Below are 16,305 nucleotides of genomic sequence, written 5' to 3'. Positions count from 1 at the left end.
TCTGTTACCCCGCTGCGATGCGGAACAGGGCGGCGCAGACGCACGCCCAGACGAGGCTGGTCAGGGTGCCGATGATGAACCGCTCGCGCGCCTCCGCCGCATCCAGTTCGGTGAAGCGGCCGACGCCCTTGATGGCGACGAGCACGGCGATGGCCTCTGGGAAGCCCGCCATGATCGCCCCGGTCGTCGCGAAGCGCTCCAGGAAGCCGATCGTCGTGCCGCCGCGCAGCACCTCGCGGGTGCCGTCGTGGCCGTCCACGCGATCGTGCACGACGATGCCGCCGTTGGCTCCTGCGACGGTGGCCCTGGAGGCGAGCGCGAGCACCACCTGAGACGCCGGTCCACCTCCCGCAACGCTGAGCGCGATGGCGACGATGCCGATGAGCACCTGGAAGAGCAGGGGCGCGTGCTGGCCGGGCAGGATCACGAGCACGACGGCGATGGCCAGCAGCCCGGACGCGACATAGACCAGAGGGCGGTGCGGCGACCGCAGGGTGGCGATCATGCAGCACAGGGAGGCGATGGCGAGCAGGAGGGCGAACGACCAGGCCACGACCGGCCCGATCACCCCGAACAGCGAGTGGATGGGGATGGTGGTCACGCTCTCTCCGTTCGCGGCTCTGCATCGGCGCCCGGGTCTCCGTCGGCGCGCGCCACCAGCCTAGTCAGCGCGGGCACGGCGGCCAGCTCGACACGGAGGTTCGCCGCACGCGCCCTGTCGTTGGCGGACTGCGGCGTGATGCCGAGGCGAGCGCCCGCCTCCGCCTGGGTGAGGCCGGCCACGATCAGGTCGTAGAGCTCCCAGCCCGCGTCCGACCGGCCGGCGCGGATGGTGAGGAGGAGATTCAGCAGCGCTTCCGCATCCGAGGCGGCCTGGGCGGAGACCAGGGACTCCGCGGCGAACCGGGTGGGGGTGCGTTTGGCCCTGGTGACGGCCTCCCTGGCGGCGATGAACGCATCCCCTGCCGCCTCGCGCGTCTCCTGCGGCAGCGGGGTGCGCACGGCGCCCATGCCGAGCCCGACGCTCCACGCGTCGCGCCTGGTGAGTTCGAGCGCGAGGTCGACGGCGGCGTCGGCCGACGCGGTGAGCGCCTGGACCTCGTCTCCCGCGTTGCGGTCGACGGGAAGGGCGAGACGGCTGGAGTATCGACGGTTGAGGTCGTCGACCGTCTCGGCGACGATGTCCGGCCGGCTTCTGCTGTCCACCTGGTCTGCGGTGATGACGTACACGCGAGTGCTCCTTTCATCAGGTCTGAGGACCTGATCGGGAGCATATCAGGTCTACAGACCTGATTCCACCTCGATCAGGTCTACAGCCCTGATGTTGTCCCGCGCGGACCCCTGCTATCCCGCTGATAATCTGAGTGCGTGTCCGACTCCGAAACGCTCAACGCACAGACCAACGATCCGTCCTTCGACGACGTCTGGGATGAGCTGGTGTGGCGCGGGCTCATCCAGGTCTCCACGGATGAAGCAGCGCTCAAACAGCTCCTCGCCGGCGAGCCGGTCACCTATTACTGCGGCTTCGACCCCACGGCGGCGAGCCTGCACCTCGGCAACCTGGTGCAGCTCCTCACCATGCGCAGGCTGCAGCTCGCCGGTCACAAGCCCCTCGGGCTCGTCGGCGGCTCCACCGGCCTGATCGGCGACCCGCGGCCGAGCGCCGAGCGAACGCTGAACACCAAGGAGACGGTCTCCACCTGGGTCGGCTACCTGCAGGGCCAGGTCTCGCGCTTCCTCAGCTCCGAGGGCGACAACGCGGTGCGCCTCGTCAACAACCTCGACTGGACCGCGCCGCTGTCCGCCATCGACTTCCTCCGCGACATCGGCAAGCACTTCCGCGTCGGAACCATGCTCAAGAAGGACGCGGTCGCCGCGCGCCTCAACTCGGACGAGGGCATCAGCTACACCGAGTTCAGCTACCAGATCCTGCAGGGGATGGACTTCCTCGAGCTCTACCGCGCATACGGCTGCGTGCTGCAGACCGGCGGAAGCGACCAGTGGGGCAACCTCACCAGCGGCACCGATCTGGTCCGCCGCGTCGAGCACGTGTCCGTGCACGCCATCGGCACCCCGCTCATCACCAACAGCGACGGCACCAAGTTCGGCAAGAGCGAGGGCAACGCCATCTGGCTGGATGCGACGCTCACGAGCCCGTACGCCATGTACCAGTTCTGGGTGAACACCGACGACGCCGACGTGATCGACCGTCTCAAGGTGTTCACGTTCCTGACCAGGGCGGAGATCGAGCGCCTTGCGCAGGCCGTCGCCGACGAGCCGTTCAAACGGGAGGCGCAGCGCAGGCTCGCATACGAGGTCACCAGCCTGGTGCACGGCGCGGAGGCGACGGATGCGGCGATCGCGGCCGCCCAGGCCCTCTTCGGTCAGGGAGAGCTCACGGCGCTGGACGCGTCGACCCTCGAAGCCGCACTGCGCGAACTGCCGAACACCACCACGGCGCCGACCGCGACCATCACCCAGTCACTGGTCGACACCGGCCTCACGTCGAGCCTCGGCGAGGCGCGCCGCGCTATCGCGCAGGGCGGTGTCTACGTGAACAACACCAAGGTGGACGACGGCGATGCGGCAGTCGGCGAGCTGGTGCTCCCCGGCGGCCTCATCGTGCTCCGCCGCGGCAAGAAGACGCTCGCCGGCCTGTTCGTGGAGTAGTCAGACGCCGGGGGCGGTGGCGGCCGGTGCCGCTGCCGCCCCTGTCGGTGTGTGCTCGCGGCCCCAGGTCGCGAAGGTGCCGTTCAGCTCGAACTCGCCGATGCTGCGCTCGCGCTGCCTCGCCGGATTGTGCGACGCGAGCGTGCGCGCGTTGCGCCAGTGCCTGTCGAGGCCGTAGCCGAGACCGACCGCGCTCGCTCCTCCCACTTCGAACAGCTCGGTGGTCGCGTCGAGGACGATCGACGGCAGGATCTGCTGCACCCGAAAGACGCCCAGAGCCGCCTCCCGGTACGCGGCTCCCCTGTCGTCGCGCGTGCGGAGCGTGTCGAGTTCGCGTGCAGCCGAGAGCACGAGCCTGCTCGCCGCATCCGCTGCACTGCTGACCCGGCCGACCACCTGCTGCACGAGCGCGTCGTGCCGGGGGAGCGCTTCGCCCGCGAATCCGAAGATGCGCCGTCGAGGGCGCACGAACGCGACGGTGTCGCGGAGCGCCGCGGCCGCGATGCCCGCCTGCACGGCGAGCAGCGTGAGCTGGAAGACAGCGGCGACGTACTCGCCGGCGCCGTCGTCCTCGTCGCTCCAGGAGATCACATCGGCTGTCTCGATCGGGACGGAGGTGAAGACTGTCGTGCCGCTGCCGGTGAGCGGCTGGCCGAAGCCGTCCCAGTCGTCCAAAGACGAGACGCCGGGATGCGACGCGTCGGCGACCACGTTCACCCTGTCGTCGCCGAGACGGGCCGTGAGGAGGATCCAGTCGGAGTAGATGCTGCCGGTGGTGTAGTACTTCGTGCCGGACAGCCGCAGCCCGTCGGCGGTCGGCTCGACCACGGCCGCCACCTCCGCGGTGTCGCTGCGCTCCGACTGGGCGTTGCCGACCAGGATCCCGGTGGCGGAGCGCGCCAGCCACGCGTCGGCCCAGGCACGGTTGCCGTCGATGACGAGCCCGTCGACGAAGCCGATGTGGCCGCGGAACACGTGCGCCAGGTTCGGGTCGATGGCCGCGAGGTGGATGAGGCGTTCGAACAGGTCCTCGAGCGAGCCGCCGAGGCCGCCGTGCTCGACGGGGACCCGCAGCGCGCCGAACCCGGCGTCGAGCAGTCTGCGCACGGGCTCGTGCAGCAGGACGCGGTCGCGCTCGCGCTCCCTGGTCGTGTCGACGAGCTCGTCGGAGAGCTCGTCGATCGCCAGGTCGAGCCCGTCGAACGGGCGGGAGAAGCGGACGCGGGGCGGGGCGGAGACGGTCGTAGATGCAGCCATGGTCGGCGAGGCTACGCAGGCGGGACGCCGCCCGTCACCCTCCGCCGTCACGGAGCGTAAGGAACGTCACAATCCGCAATCTGGCTCGTACACGGCTCCAGCCCGCCGCGATAGTCGTCGCTCGAACCCCTCCCTGAAAGGACGACCGATGGCATCCTCGCCCCTCGATACTCTCGGCGCACGAGCGCTGAGCCGACGCAACTTCCTGGCGGCCACCGCCATCGGCATCGCGAGCGCGACGATCCTCGCAGGGTGCGCCGCGGACGGCACCCCCGTCGCTGCCACCGGCACGCGCGGCGGGACGCTGACCTACCTCGATCCGGAGATCCCGACCTCGGCGCAGGTGCAGGAGTCCGGCACCTGGCAGACCCGCGACCTCATCCAGAACCTGGCCGACCGGCTGATCAACCGCAACCCGAAGACGTTCGAACTGGAACCGTGGATCGCGGAGAGCTGGACGACCTCGGCGGACGGACGGGACTACACGTTCGTGATCCGCGAGGGCGTCACGTACTCCGACGGCACGCCGCTCGACGTCGCCAGTGTCAAGAAGAACCTGGAGTGGCAGGTGAACGGCGACAGCGCGAACGGCATCTCGGCGAACAGCCAGTTCCCGCGCGCCATCTCCGTCACAACCGATGTCGTCAAGCGCGAGGTGCACGTTCACCTGGACACCCCGTACGCGCCGTTCCTCAACGTGCTGACCTCGTGGAGTTCCGGCCTCGTCGCCAACGCGACCATCGACGCATCCCACGACCAGCAGGTGAAGTACACGAAGCTGATCGGCAGCGGGCCGTTCCGGGTGTCGTCCGAGACGTACGGCAAGCAGTACGTGCTCGAACGCCGCGCCGACTACGCCTGGGCTCCGGCGAGCGCCAAGAATCAGGGAGAGTCGAAGCTCGACAAGATCGTCTGGATTCCCACGGAGGACGACGCTGTGCGGCTCGGCGCCGTGAAGTCCGGTCAGGCCGGGATCCTGCGCTACGTCGAGCCGAAGGACGAGATCGCTCTCGCGAAGGAGAAGTTCACGATCGTCGCCAAGACGGGTGTCGGCCTGTCGAACCAGTGGTTCCTGCGCACGACGACCCCGCCGCTCGACGACATCCGCGTGCGGCAGGCGCTCTCGCACGCGATCGACCGCGAGCAGATTCTGAAGGACATCTACACCAGCAGTTGGACCGCTGCCACCAGCGTCCTCTCGCCGCACACCTTCGGCTACAAGGACGTCTCCGACGCGTTCGCCTATGACGCGAGCGCAGCGGAGAAGCTGCTCACCGAGGCGGGCTGGACGGGTAAGGACTCGGCGGGCTACCGCACCAAGAACGGCACACGGCTGCACCTCAAGACGTACATCGACGTGTACGACAACACCGGCAACGCGCTGTTCCAGGCGGTGCAGTCCCAGTTCAAGCAGCTCGGCATCGAGCTCGAGCTGAACAAGCTCGACTACTCGAGCTACTGGGCCAAGGCGTTCGCGGACAAGGAGGTCGGATTCCTGCGGGTCGGCTGGCCGCATCCAGACCCCACCGTCGGGCTGGTGGAGTACTACAGCAAGGCCGGGTCGGACCTGCTCGGGCTGAAGGGCTCGGACGCCACGCTGGAGAAGCTGCTCGCGGACCAGCTCACGGCCGTCGACGACGCCCAGCGGTCGAGCCTCCTGCAGCAGACTCAGGACTACCTGGTGACAGAGAAGGCGTACGTCATCCCCATCCTGAACGACAGCCAGGTGTTCGTCGTGCGGCCGGGGATCACCGGGTTCGAGCTGTCGGACGGGGCGCTTCCGCTGTTCTCGAACGTGAGCGTGCCGAGCTGATCATGCCGTCTTTCGGATACGTCCTCCGGCGGGTCGGGCAGTCGCTCGTCGTGATCTTCATCGTGTACGCGATCACGTTCATCGCGCTGTTCGTCCTGCCGGGAGACCCGATCGACAACAAGATCAATAACCCGGTGAGCCCGCTGCCGCAGTCGACCGCGGATGGCCTGCGGGCGTACTACAACACCGACAAGCCGGCGATCGTGCAGTTCTTCCTGTCGCTGACACGGCTGGCGCGCGGCGATCTCGGGTTCTCGCTCACCAACGGCAAGTCGGTCGCCGACCTGATCGGGCAGGCGCTCAGCCAGACGCTGCCGCTCGCCGCCCTCGCCCTCCTGTTCACGGTGGTGCTGTCGCTCGCCATTGCGCTGGCGGCGACCTTCGCGCCGTGGAAGCCGGTGCGGGATGCGGCACGCGCCGTCCCCGTGCTGTCCATCTCCTCGCCGAGCTTCCTCGTCGGGTACGTGCTGATCGTCGTGTTCTCGTTCCAGCTCGGCTGGGTGTCGTCGATCACCGATCAGGGGTTCGTCTCGCTCGTGCTCCCGGCGATCACGCTGGCGTTCGCGTCGAGCGGCGCGCTCAGCCAGGTGCTCATCCAGGGGCTGGGGGATGCGGCGAGCCAGCCGTTCGTGACCGTGCTCACCGCGAAAGGGGTGTCGAGGGGCGGGATCGTCCTCCGGCACGTTCTGAAGAACGGGGCCATCCCGTCGATCACGCTGCTCGCGCTGATCGTCGGCGACGTGCTCGCCGGTTCCGTGATCGTCGAGACGGTGTTCAACCGCACCGGCCTCGGCTACTTCACGTACACGAGCGTGCGCGATCAGGACACCCCGACTATCGAGGCGATCGTGCTCATCGTCTCCGCGGTGTATCTGTCGATCAACTTGATCACCGACCTCGTCTACCCGGCTCTCGACCCGCGGATCACCCAGGGGAGCGGCGGCGGTACGGATCGGGCCAGTGGGGCGGGCGCGCGTCGCAGAACGCAGAAGAAGACGGAGGTGCCCGCATGACTGCCGAAGCCGCACTCAGGCCGCAGCAGAGCAGCCGAAGCCAGGGCGACCGGGGCGGACGGCGGGCGGCGATCGCGGGGAGCCTCTCCGCGCTCGCTCGCCGTCTCGGCTGGGTCGACTGGATCGCCGCCGCGCTGTTGCTACTGCTGCTCGCCGCGCTGGTCGCGCCGGGACTGCTCGCCCACGACGACCCGCTCACGGGCGACCAGGCGAACGTGCTCGCCGCTCCGAGCGCGCAGCACTGGCTCGGCACGGACTACCTCGGCCGCGATCTGTGGTCGCGCATCGTGTTCGGCACGGGAAGGACCCTCCTCGGCTCGGCGGTCGCGGTCATCGTCGGGCTCGGCGTCGGCACGCTGCTCGGCCTGATCGCGGCCTCGGCAGGCGGATTCACCGACGCCGTCATCAGCCGCGTCGTCGACGCGCTGCTGTCCATCCCAGGGCTGTTGCTGGCGATGGTGGTGGTCGTCTCGCTCGGCTTCGGCAGTCTGAACGCCGCCATCGCGGTCGGAGTCTCCTCTGTCGCCACCTTCACCAGGCTGATGCGGTCGCAGGTGCTGACCGTGAAGAACCTGCCGTTCGTGGAGGCCTCCGGCCACATCGGCGGGCGACCGGGCTACGTGCTGTGGCGGCACGTCTTCCCCAACTCGTTCTCCGCGGTGCTCTCGCTCGCCGCTCTCCAGTTCGGCACCGCCATCCTGTGGATCTCGGCCCTCAGCTTCCTCGGCTACGGCGCCCCTCCACCGGAGCCGGAGTGGGGGCTTCTCGTGTCGGAGGGACGCCAGTACATCACGTCGTCGCCCTGGCTCGTGGTGTTCCCCAGCATCGCCATCGCGCTCACCGTGTGGGCGATCAACCAGCTCAGCAACACAGCGAGGAACGGACGGAACCGTGGCTGAATACGACACCGCGCCCCTGCTCCAGGTGACCGGCCTGCGCATCGCATACCGGAGCGGTCGGGCGGAGACCGAGGTCGTCCACGGCGTCGGCTTCGATCTGGCGCGCGGCGAGACGCTGGCACTCGTCGGCCAGTCCGGCTCGGGCAAGACGACCATCGCCCGCGCCGTCTCCGGCCTCCTGCCGGAGGCGGGACGCGTCACAGCAGGGCGCATCGTCCTGGACGGCACGGATGTCACCGGCTTCCGTCCGAAGGACTGGCGGCCGCTGCGGGGCACCACGATCGGCTACGTGCCGCAGGACCCGCTCAGCTCGCTCGACCCGTTGCAGCGCATCGGCGGTCAACTGGCGGAGGCGATCAGAGTCGGCAGGCACGCCGGCACCCGTGCAGAGGTCAGGGCGAGGGCCGTCGACCTGCTCGACCGCGTCGGCATCCCGAACCCGGAGGAACGCCTCTCGTCGTATCCGCACGAGCTGTCCGGCGGCCAGTTGCAGCGCGTCCTGATCGCCATCGCCATCGCGGCGGACCCCGCCTTCCTGATCGCCGACGAGCCGACCAGCGCGCTCGACGTGACCGTGCAGAAGCGCATCCTCGACCTCATCGACGAGCTCCGCGCCGAACGCGGCCTCGGCGTGCTCTTCATCACGCACGACCTGGCGCTCGCCTCGGAGCGCAGCGACCACGTCGCCGTCCTGAACGGCGGCGACCTCCTCGAACACCGCAGGGTCGAGCACCTGCTGAGCGGGGCGCAGCACGAGTACACCCAGCGGCTGTTCTCCGACGTTCCGGCCGCCACGCCAGGCAAGTACACGCACCTGCGGCTGGTCGGCAGGGACGAGCATCCCCCTGTCATCAGCCTGCGCGACCTCGGCAAGGTGTTCGCGGCGCGCTCGGCGAAGGGCGAAGGGGTCACCGCGCTCGACGGGGTGACGCTCGACGTCGCAGCCGGAGCCGTGCACGCGATCGTGGGGGAGTCCGGCTCCGGCAAGACCACGCTCGCGCGGATCGTCGCGGGGATCACGCCGTACACCTCCGGCACGGTCACGGTGCACGGCCACGAACGACCCAGGGAGGCGTCCGCCTTCAACGAGCGGCCGGAAGACCTGCTGCTGGTCTACCAGAACGCGCTCGCCGCAGTGGACCCGCGGTTCACCGTCGAGCAGATCATCTCCGAACCGCTCCGGATCGGTGGAAAGGCCGGGGCGAGCTCGTCGCGCGCCAGGCGTGCCAGGGTCGTCGACGCCCTCGACTCCGTCGCCCTCCCGCAGACCGTGCTCGGCCGCCGCGCGATCGAGCTGTCAGGAGGCCAGCGGCAACGTGTCGCCCTCGCCCGCAGCCTCGTGGTCGCCCCGCGCATCCTGGTGCTGGACGAACCCACATCGGCGCTGGACGTGACCGTGCAGTCGCAGATCATCGACCTGCTGTTCGACCTCAGGACGGAGCACGACCTCACCTACCTGTTCATCTCGCACGACCTCGGGCTGGTGGAGCAGATCGCCGACCACGTGTCCGTGCTGAGCCGCGGCGTCCTGGTCGAGTCCGGGCCTGCGGCAGACCTCCTGGCGAACCCGCAGCACCCGTACACCCAGGAGCTGCTCGCGGCCGTGCCGGGGAGGGAGCTCTTCGAACGGAGCGCAGTCGCGTACCGTTGACAGCATGGATGCGACAGACAGGGATGAGGACGGCCTCGTCTCCCGCCTCACGGTGATCGAGGAGCAGGCGCTCGACGCGCGGGCGGAGGCGTACGCGCAGGTGCACGACGAACTGCGCGAACAGCTCGAGGGCGGCGACGTGCAGCGTGGCTGAGTCCCGGCTGGATGTGGCGCTCGCCGCCCGCGGTCTCGCCCGCTCGCGCACGCACGCGGCGACGGTGATCTCCGAGGGTCTGGTGACCGTGGACGGCGTGCCGGTGACGCGCGCATCGCACAAGGTCGGCGACGAGCAGGTCGTGGAGGTCGCTGGCGCCGACCACTATGTCAGCCGGGGCGCCCACAAGCTCGTCGGAGCACTGGATGCGTTCGGCATCGACGTCGCAGGACGGATCGCGCTGGACGCCGGCGCATCCACCGGCGGGTTCAGCCAGGTGCTGCTGGAGCGCGGCGCGGCCAGGGTGATCGCCGTCGATGTCGGCCACGGCCAGCTCTCCCCGCTGATCGCGGGCGATGAGCGCCTGTCGTCGTTCGAGGGCGTCAACGTGCGCACGCTCACCGCGAGCAGTCTCGCCGGGCTGTTCGGCGAGGAGGTGCGCCCGGACCTCGTGGTCGGCGACCTCTCGTTCATCTCGCTGACGCAGGTGCTTCCCGCGCTCGCGGAGACCGCGGCGGGCGGCGCCGATTTCGTGCTGCTGGTCAAGCCGCAGTTCGAGGTGGGGCGCACGGGCATCAAGGAGGGGATCGTGCGCGACGCCGGGCTCCGCTCGGACGCCGTGACCGGCGTGCTGTGGGCGGCGCACGACCTCGGGCTCGGCACGAAGGGTTTCGTCGCGTCGCCGATCGCGGGCAGCCAGGGCAACCGCGAATACCTCGTCTGGTTGAGCGCGTCCGGCGCCAATCCGACCGAGTGGCTGGCCGAGGTGCAGTCGGCCACGAACCACTGACCGCGGCCCGAGGTCGACCCAGCTCTCCACAGCCTGAGAGCTTTCCCCAACCTGTCGCGCGCTCACACAGACGCGCGGAAAACCGACAGAATGGGAAGACCGGATTCCACCACCAGAACGGAGCGTGACGCCAATGGATGCACCCGCCAGGTACATCCTCGTCGTCGCGCACACTGGTCGCCAAGATTCCCTCGAAGCAGGAGTGCAGGTCTGCACGCAGCTCATCGCGGCGGGCGTCGTTCCCGTGCTCAGCGAAGACGAACGGCGCGACGTGCTCGCCGCGAACCCGAGCTTCGACGACGTGGCCGTGCTCGGCGTCGATGTGCAGCCGGACGAGCTGGAGCTGGTCATCGTGCTGGGCGGCGACGGCACCATCCTGCGCGCCGCCGAGCTGATCAGGGGATGCTCCGCCCCGCTGCTCGGCATCAACCTCGGCCATGTCGGCTTCCTCGCCGAGAGCGAGAGGGACGACCTGGCGCTCGCCGTCGCGCGCGGGCTCGCGAAGGACTACGAGGTCGAGGAGCGCATGACGCTCTCCGCGCGGGTCAAGCTCGGCAAGCAGGTCGTCTACGAGAGCTGGGCGCTGAACGAGGCGACCGTCGAGAAGGCGAGTCGCGAGCGGATGCTCGAAGTGGTCATCGAGGTGGACGGGCGGCCGATGTCGAGCTTCGGCTGCGACGGCGTGGTGATGTCGACGCCGACGGGGTCGACGGCGTACTCGTTCTCGGCCGGTGGACCCGTGGTCTGGCCCGGCGTGGCCGCACTGCTGCTCGTTCCGCTCAGCGCGCACGCCCTGTTCGCGCGGCCCCTGGTGGTGGACGCGGACTCCTCGCTCGCCGTCGAGCTGCTCGACCGCACGGGCGGTGCCGGCATCCTCTGGTGCGACGGTCGCCGGGCGTTCGACCTGCCGCCAGGCGCGCGCGTCGTGGTGCGCAGGTCGCCCATCCCCGTGCGTCTCGCGCGACTGCATCCCGGACCGTTCACCGACCGCCTGGTGCACAAGTTCAACCTTCCCGTCACCGGATGGAGGGGGCCGGCCGACCGTGACTGACAACCGTGGTGGGATCGAAGAGATCTCGATCAAAGACCTGGGTGTCATCGCCGACGCCTCCCTGCCGCTCGGACCGGGGTTCACGGCGATCACCGGAGAGACGGGCGCCGGAAAGACGATGGTCGTGTCCGCCCTCGGGCTGCTGCTCGGAGAACGCGCTGACACCGGAGCCGTGCGGCTCGGCAGCGCGCAGGCCTGGGTGGAGGGCCGCTGGCGCATCGCGGAGTCGAGCGACGTGGTCGAGCGGGTGCGGGATGCGGGCGGAGACGTCGATCCTCTGGGCGGCGGGGGAGCAGAGCTGGTGCTCACGCGCTCCGTGTCGTCGGAGGGACGATCGCGCGCGGTCGTCGGCGGACGCAGCGCTCCGGTGAGCGTGCTCACCGAGCTGGGCGGCCAGCTCGTCGTGGTGCACGGCCAGTCCGACCAGATCCGGCTGCGGTCGGCCGTGGCGCAGCGCGAGGCCCTCGACCGGTTCGCGGGGCCGGACTTCGCCGCTGCCGTCGACACGTACGCGCAGGTCTTCCACCGCTGGCGCGACAACCGCGCGGAGCTCGACGAACTGGTGGCCGATCAAGACAGGCGCGCCCGCGAGGCGGAGGATCTGCGCATCGCGATGGCGGAGATCGAGGCCGTCGCTCCGCAGACCGGCGAAGACGATGAACTCGCCGAGCGCGCAGAGCGGCTGTCGAACCTCGAAGAGCTGCGCCTGGCAGCGGCCAGCGCTCGCGAACTGCTCTCGGCGGAGGAGTCGGAGGGCGCCGATGCACTCGGCCTGCTCGACAGCGCCAGGCGGCACCTGGAGCGCGTCGCCGAGCACGACCACGCGCTCGGCACGGTCGCCGAGGCTGTCGCGAACGCCAACTACCTGATCTCCGACGTAGCCGCTCAGCTCTCGACCTACCTGGCGACGCTCGACACGGAGGGCGCGCGCGAGCTCGAACTGGTGCAGGACAGGCGCGCAGAGCTCGCCACCCTCGTGCGCAAATACGGCCCAACGCTCGACGACGTGATCGGCGCGCTCGACTCGGGAAGCTCCCGGCTGCTCGAACTCGACGGCGACTCCGACAGGATCGAGGAGCTGCGCGCGGAGGTCGAAGCGGACGCCGCCCTCGCCACCGAACTCGCGGACGGACTGAGTGCACAGCGGCGTTCGGCTGCCGAGCGGCTGAGCACGGCCGTCTCCGACGAGCTGACCGCGCTCGCGATGGCGGATGCGCGCGTGGTCGTCGAGGTCATCCAGCGCGAGGAGTTCACGGCGGCGGGCCGCGACCAGGTCTCGATCCTGCTCCAACCGCACTCCGGCGCGGAGCCGAGGCCGCTCGGCAAGGGCGCGTCCGGGGGAGAGCTCTCCCGGGTGATGCTCGCGATCGAGGTCGTCATCGCGGGAACGGACCCCGTGCCCACGTTCATCTTCGACGAGATCGACGCGGGCGTCGGCGGCGCTGCCGCCATCGAGATCGGCCGCAGGCTCGCCAAGCTCGCGGAGAGCTCGCAGGTGATCGTCGTGACGCACCTCGCGCAGGTCGCCGCGTTCGCCGGCAACCACCTCACGGTGGTGAAGGGCAGCGACGGCTCGGTGACCGCATCCAGTGTCCGTCAGTTGGGCGGCGACGAACGGATCGCCGAGATGGCCCGCTTGCTCTCCGGTCTGCCGGACTCGGAGAGCGGGCTGGCGCACGCGCGCGAGTTGGTGGAGATGGCCGGGTCCGCAGGGTGATAGGATAAAAGCCCGTGGTGGATAAATCAGACGCGGGCATTTCGAACGGCATTACCAAGCACATTTTCGTGACGGGTGGTGTCGTTTCTTCGTTGGGCAAGGGTCTTACAGCGGCCAGCCTCGGCAACCTTCTCACTGCTCGCGGCCTCCGTGTCGTGATGCAGAAACTCGATCCGTACCTCAACGTCGACCCTGGGACGATGAACCCGTTCCAGCACGGCGAGGTGTTCGTGACGGACGACGGCGCGGAGACCGACCTCGACATCGGTCACTACGAGCGCTTCCTCGACATCAACCTCGGCCAGTCGGCCAACGTGACCACGGGGCAGATCTACTCGAACGTCATCGCCAAGGAGCGCAGGGGCGAATACCTCGGCGACACGGTGCAGGTCATCCCGCACATCACCGACGAGATCAAGCGCAGGATGCGCCTCCAGGCCCAGCCTGGACCGGACGGCGAGCCGGCGCCGGACGTCATCATCACCGAGATCGGCGGAACGGTCGGCGACATCGAGTCGCAGCCGTTCATCGAGTCCGCCAGGCAGGTGCGCCACGAGCTCGGCCGCAAGAACTGCTTCTTCGTCCACGTCTCGCTCGTGCCGTTCATGAACGCCTCGGGCGAGCAGAAGACCAAGCCGACCCAGCACTCCGTCGCCGCCCTCCGCTCCATCGGCATCCAGCCGGACGCGCTGGTGCTCCGCAGCGACCGCCCGGTCTCCGAGTCCAACAAGCGCAAGATCGCGCTGATGTGCGACGTGGACGAGTCGGCCGTGGTCAACGCGGTGGATGTTCCGAGCATCTACGACATCCCGACGATGCTGCACGACCAGGGCCTCGACGCATACATCATCGACCAGCTCGGCCTCGACAAGGCGGACGAGGTCAACTGGGACGGCTGGAGCGAACTGCTCGACGCCGTGCACGACCCCAAGCACGAGGTCACGATCGGGCTGGTCGGCAAGTACATCGACCTGCCGGATGCGTACCTCTCGGTCACCGAGGCGCTCCGCGCTGGCGGTTTCGCGCACAACACCAAGGTGCACCTCAAGTGGATCGCCTCCGACGAGTGCCAGACCCCGGAGGGCGCGGCAGCCCAGCTCGCCGACGTGGACGCGATCTGCGTGCCTGGCGGCTTCGGCGTCCGCGGCATCGAGGGCAAGCTCGGCGCGCTGCGCCTCGCTCGCGAGAACGGCATCCCGGCCCTCGGCCTGTGCCTCGGACTCCAGTGCATGGTCATCGAGTACGCCCGCAACGAGGCCGGTCTGGCAGGCGCGTCGTCGTCGGAGTTCGACCCAGACACCGAGTTCCCGGTCATCGCGACGATGGCGGAGCAGGTGGAGATCATCGCGGGCGGCGACCTCGGCGGCACCATGCGGCTCGGCCTCTACCCGGCGCTCCTCGCCGAAGGGTCGATCGTCTCCGAGCTCTACGGCGCCCCTGAGGCCTCGGAGCGGCACCGTCACCGCTACGAGGTGAACAACAACTACCGCGAGCAGATCGCGGACGCCGGGCTCTGGTTCTCCGGAACCTCGCCGGACGGCCACCTGGTCGAGTACGTCGAACTGCCGCGCGACGTGCACCCGTTCTATGTCGGCACGCAGGCGCATCCCGAGCTGCGGTCCCGCCCGAACCGCGCGCACCCGCTGTTCCGCGGGCTCGTGGGCGCCGCGCTCGAACGGCAGAAGGCCAGCATGTTGTTCGAAGTGGCCGCGGACGCCTGATGGCGGCCGAGGCGCAGTCTGCCGAGGTCCCGTCGACGGAGGAGCTCACCGACGACCCGGTCTCGCCAGAGATCGTGTCGTCGGAGACGGTGTTCTCCGGTCGCGTCTGGGACGTGCGCCACGAGACCTTCCGCTACAACGGCGACGTGATCGGACGTGACTTCGTCGACCACACCGGCGCCGTCGCCGTGCTCGCGCTGGACGACGAGGACAGGGTGCTGCTGATCAAGCAGTACCGGCATCCCGTGCGGTATCGCGACTGGGAGATCCCGGCCGGTCTGCTCGACGTGCGCGGCGAGCATCCCCTGGATGCGGCCAAGCGCGAACTGGCAGAGGAGGCCGACGTCGAGGCCGACGAGTGGAACGTGCTGTCGGAGTTCTACACGAGCCCCGGCGGAAGCGACGAGGCAATCCGGATCTACCTCGCACGCGGGCTGCGGCCTACCGCGACCGCGTTCGACCGCTTCGACGAGGAGGCCGACATCGAGGTGCGCTGGGTGCCGCTCGACGAGGCAGTGGATGCGGTGCTCGACCGCCGCATCCAGAACCCGTCGCTGACCATCGGCGTGCTCGCGGCGCAGCTCGGCAGGCAGACCGGCTGGGCGAAGCTCGGCGCGGCTGACGTGCCGTGGCCGCGGCACCCGAAGCTCGGCGCATGACGGTCGAGACGGCCGCGGACTCGTACCTGCGGCACGTCTCGATCGAGCGCGGCCTGTCGGCGAACACGGTCGCCGCGTACCGCCGCGACCTGGGCGTGTACGCGGAGTGGCTGACCTCCCGCAACGTGACGGACCCGGCCGACATCACCACGCCGATGATCTCCGAGTTCACCGTGCACCTCGGTTCGCGCGCCGAGTCGCCGCTGACCTCGTCGTCGCTCGCCAGGATGCTGTCGACCGTGCGCGGCTTCCATCGGTTCCTCCTCGACGAGAGCGTGGTCGAGGTGGATGTGGCGCACGAGCTGAAGCCGCCGAAGCTGTCCAGCCGGCTGCCGAAGGCGATCAGCGTCGACCAGGTGTCGGCGCTGCTGGCGGCGACGGACGGGGAGGGCATCGCCTCCCTGCGCGACAAGGCGCTGCTCGAACTGCTCTACGCGACGGGCGCGCGCGTGAGCGAGGCGGTGAACCTCAACGTCGACGACGTGATCGACGACGACATCGTGCGCCTCACCGGCAAGGGCAGCAAACAGCGCATCGTGCCGCTCGGCAGCTACGCCAGGGCGGCCATCGACACCTACCTCGTGCGCGCCCGCCCTGCGCTCTCGCTGAAGGGCAGGGCGACCCCCGCACTGTTCCTCGGGATGCGCGGTGCCAGGCTGTCGCGCCAGAACGCCTGGCTGATCATCCGGGCCGCCGCCGAGCGGGCGCAGCTCGGCGTCGAGGTGTCGCCGCATACGCTGCGGCACTCGTTCGCCACGCACCTGCTCGCCGGCGGCGCGGACGTGCGGGTCGTGCAGGAACTGCTCGGCCACTCGTCGGTGGCGACCACGCAGATCTACACGCTCGTCACCGCCGACACCCTCCGCGACGTCTACACGTCCGCGCATCCACGCGCCCGCTGACCGCGCGC

General features: G+C 69.5%; 15 protein-coding genes. 12 read left to right on the top strand and 3 right to left on the bottom strand.

All coding sequences use genetic code 11. The features are described from left to right. Nucleotides 1-4 precede the first annotated feature (4 nt). Both ACYVGI_RS12750 and ACYVGI_RS12745 read right to left on the bottom strand, forming a co-directional pair. Complete coding sequence (locus ACYVGI_RS12750; RefSeq protein ID WP_460632987.1) at nt 5-601, bottom strand: hypothetical protein; 597 nt, start codon at nt 599-601, stop codon at nt 5-7. Beyond that, on the bottom strand, nt 598-1,230 hold the full coding sequence (locus ACYVGI_RS12745) for a DNA-binding protein (protein WP_460632986.1): 633 nt from the start codon (nt 1,228-1,230) through the stop codon (nt 598-600). The genes ACYVGI_RS12750 and ACYVGI_RS12745 overlap by 4 nt, the downstream gene beginning before the upstream one ends. Before the next feature lie 138 nt (nt 1,231-1,368). Here ACYVGI_RS12745 and tyrS point away from each other — a divergent pair, with 138 nt between their 5' ends. Further along, a complete protein-coding gene (gene tyrS, locus ACYVGI_RS12740) occupies nt 1,369-2,670 on the top strand; it encodes a tyrosine--tRNA ligase (protein WP_460632985.1) in 1,302 nt (433 codons plus the stop codon). Here the strand turns inward: tyrS and ACYVGI_RS12735 are convergent, their stop codons facing one another. Continuing rightward, complete coding sequence (locus tag ACYVGI_RS12735; RefSeq protein WP_460632984.1) at nt 2,671-3,927, bottom strand: acyl-CoA dehydrogenase family protein; 1,257 nt, start codon at nt 3,925-3,927, stop codon at nt 2,671-2,673. A 148-nt stretch (nt 3,928-4,075) separates the two neighbouring features. Between ACYVGI_RS12735 and ACYVGI_RS12730 the strand changes: the two genes are divergently transcribed. From ACYVGI_RS12730 to xerD, 11 genes are all read left to right on the top strand, one after another. After that, nucleotides 4,076-5,740, top strand: coding sequence for an ABC transporter substrate-binding protein (locus tag ACYVGI_RS12730; protein WP_460632983.1), 1,665 nt, complete (start codon nt 4,076-4,078; stop codon nt 5,738-5,740). A gap of 2 nt (nt 5,741-5,742) precedes the next feature. Then, nucleotides 5,743-6,753, top strand: a complete 1,011-nt coding sequence (locus ACYVGI_RS12725) for an ABC transporter permease (RefSeq protein WP_460632982.1) — start codon at nt 5,743-5,745, stop codon at nt 6,751-6,753. After that, the gene (locus ACYVGI_RS12720) at nt 6,750-7,652 is read left to right on the top strand and encodes an ABC transporter permease (RefSeq protein WP_460632981.1); all 903 of its coding nucleotides are present in this window, start codon (nt 6,750-6,752) and stop codon (nt 7,650-7,652) included. The genes ACYVGI_RS12725 and ACYVGI_RS12720 overlap by 4 nt, the downstream gene beginning before the upstream one ends. Further along, nucleotides 7,645-9,303: an ATP-binding cassette domain-containing protein gene (locus tag ACYVGI_RS12715; protein ID WP_460632980.1), complete on the top strand. Its 1,659-nt coding sequence runs from the start codon at nt 7,645-7,647 to the stop codon at nt 9,301-9,303. The genes ACYVGI_RS12720 and ACYVGI_RS12715 overlap by 8 nt, the downstream gene beginning before the upstream one ends. A gap of 4 nt (nt 9,304-9,307) precedes the next feature. After that, nucleotides 9,308-9,457: a hypothetical protein gene (locus tag ACYVGI_RS12710; RefSeq protein WP_460632979.1), complete on the top strand. Its 150-nt coding sequence runs from the start codon at nt 9,308-9,310 to the stop codon at nt 9,455-9,457. After that, nucleotides 9,450-10,247 carry a TlyA family RNA methyltransferase gene (locus ACYVGI_RS12705; RefSeq protein ID WP_460632978.1) on the top strand — a complete coding sequence of 266 codons (798 nt, stop codon included), beginning with the start codon at nt 9,450-9,452 and terminating at the stop codon, nt 10,245-10,247. The genes ACYVGI_RS12710 and ACYVGI_RS12705 overlap by 8 nt, the downstream gene beginning before the upstream one ends. A gap of 133 nt (nt 10,248-10,380) precedes the next feature. Next, a complete protein-coding gene (locus tag ACYVGI_RS12700; RefSeq protein ID WP_460632977.1) occupies nt 10,381-11,298 on the top strand; it encodes an NAD kinase in 918 nt (305 codons plus the stop codon). Then, nucleotides 11,291-13,015, top strand: a complete 1,725-nt coding sequence (gene recN, locus ACYVGI_RS12695; protein ID WP_460632976.1) for a DNA repair protein RecN — start codon at nt 11,291-11,293, stop codon at nt 13,013-13,015. Before ACYVGI_RS12700 ends, recN begins: the two co-directional genes overlap by 8 nt. 14 nt (nt 13,016-13,029) lie before the next feature. Next, nucleotides 13,030-14,736 carry a CTP synthase gene (locus tag ACYVGI_RS12690; protein WP_460632975.1) on the top strand — a complete coding sequence of 569 codons (1,707 nt, stop codon included), beginning with the start codon at nt 13,030-13,032 and terminating at the stop codon, nt 14,734-14,736. Beyond that, nucleotides 14,736-15,395 carry an NUDIX domain-containing protein gene (locus ACYVGI_RS12685; RefSeq protein ID WP_460632974.1) on the top strand — a complete coding sequence of 220 codons (660 nt, stop codon included), beginning with the start codon at nt 14,736-14,738 and terminating at the stop codon, nt 15,393-15,395. The genes ACYVGI_RS12690 and ACYVGI_RS12685 overlap by 1 nt, the downstream gene beginning before the upstream one ends. Then, nucleotides 15,392-16,297, top strand: coding sequence for a site-specific tyrosine recombinase XerD (xerD, locus tag ACYVGI_RS12680; RefSeq protein WP_460632973.1), 906 nt, complete (start codon nt 15,392-15,394; stop codon nt 16,295-16,297). The genes ACYVGI_RS12685 and xerD overlap by 4 nt, the downstream gene beginning before the upstream one ends. Nucleotides 16,298-16,305 lie beyond the last annotated feature (8 nt).

It is taken from the genome of Leifsonia lichenia, assembly GCF_054780215.1.
This window is presented reverse-complemented; position numbering and strand designations above follow the sequence as displayed.

Excerpts from the sequence above, each read along its gene's own strand:
- ACYVGI_RS12735 (WP_460632984.1), bottom strand. The coding sequence starts at position 3,927 with ATGGCTGCATCTACGACCGTCTCCGCCCCGCCCCGCGTCCGCTTCTCC.
- ACYVGI_RS12685 (WP_460632974.1), top strand. The coding sequence starts at position 14,736 with ATGGCGGCCGAGGCGCAGTCTGCCGAGGTCCCGTCGACGGAGGAGCTC.
- ACYVGI_RS12720 (WP_460632981.1), top strand. The coding sequence starts at position 6,750 with ATGACTGCCGAAGCCGCACTCAGGCCGCAGCAGAGCAGCCGAAGCCAG.
- ACYVGI_RS12725 (WP_460632982.1), top strand. The coding sequence starts at position 5,743 with ATGCCGTCTTTCGGATACGTCCTCCGGCGGGTCGGGCAGTCGCTCGTC.
- ACYVGI_RS12700 (WP_460632977.1), top strand. The coding sequence starts at position 10,381 with ATGGATGCACCCGCCAGGTACATCCTCGTCGTCGCGCACACTGGTCGC.
- ACYVGI_RS12710 (WP_460632979.1), top strand. The coding sequence starts at position 9,308 with ATGGATGCGACAGACAGGGATGAGGACGGCCTCGTCTCCCGCCTCACG.
- xerD (WP_460632973.1), top strand. The coding sequence starts at position 15,392 with ATGACGGTCGAGACGGCCGCGGACTCGTACCTGCGGCACGTCTCGATC.
- ACYVGI_RS12730 (WP_460632983.1), top strand. The coding sequence starts at position 4,076 with ATGGCATCCTCGCCCCTCGATACTCTCGGCGCACGAGCGCTGAGCCGA.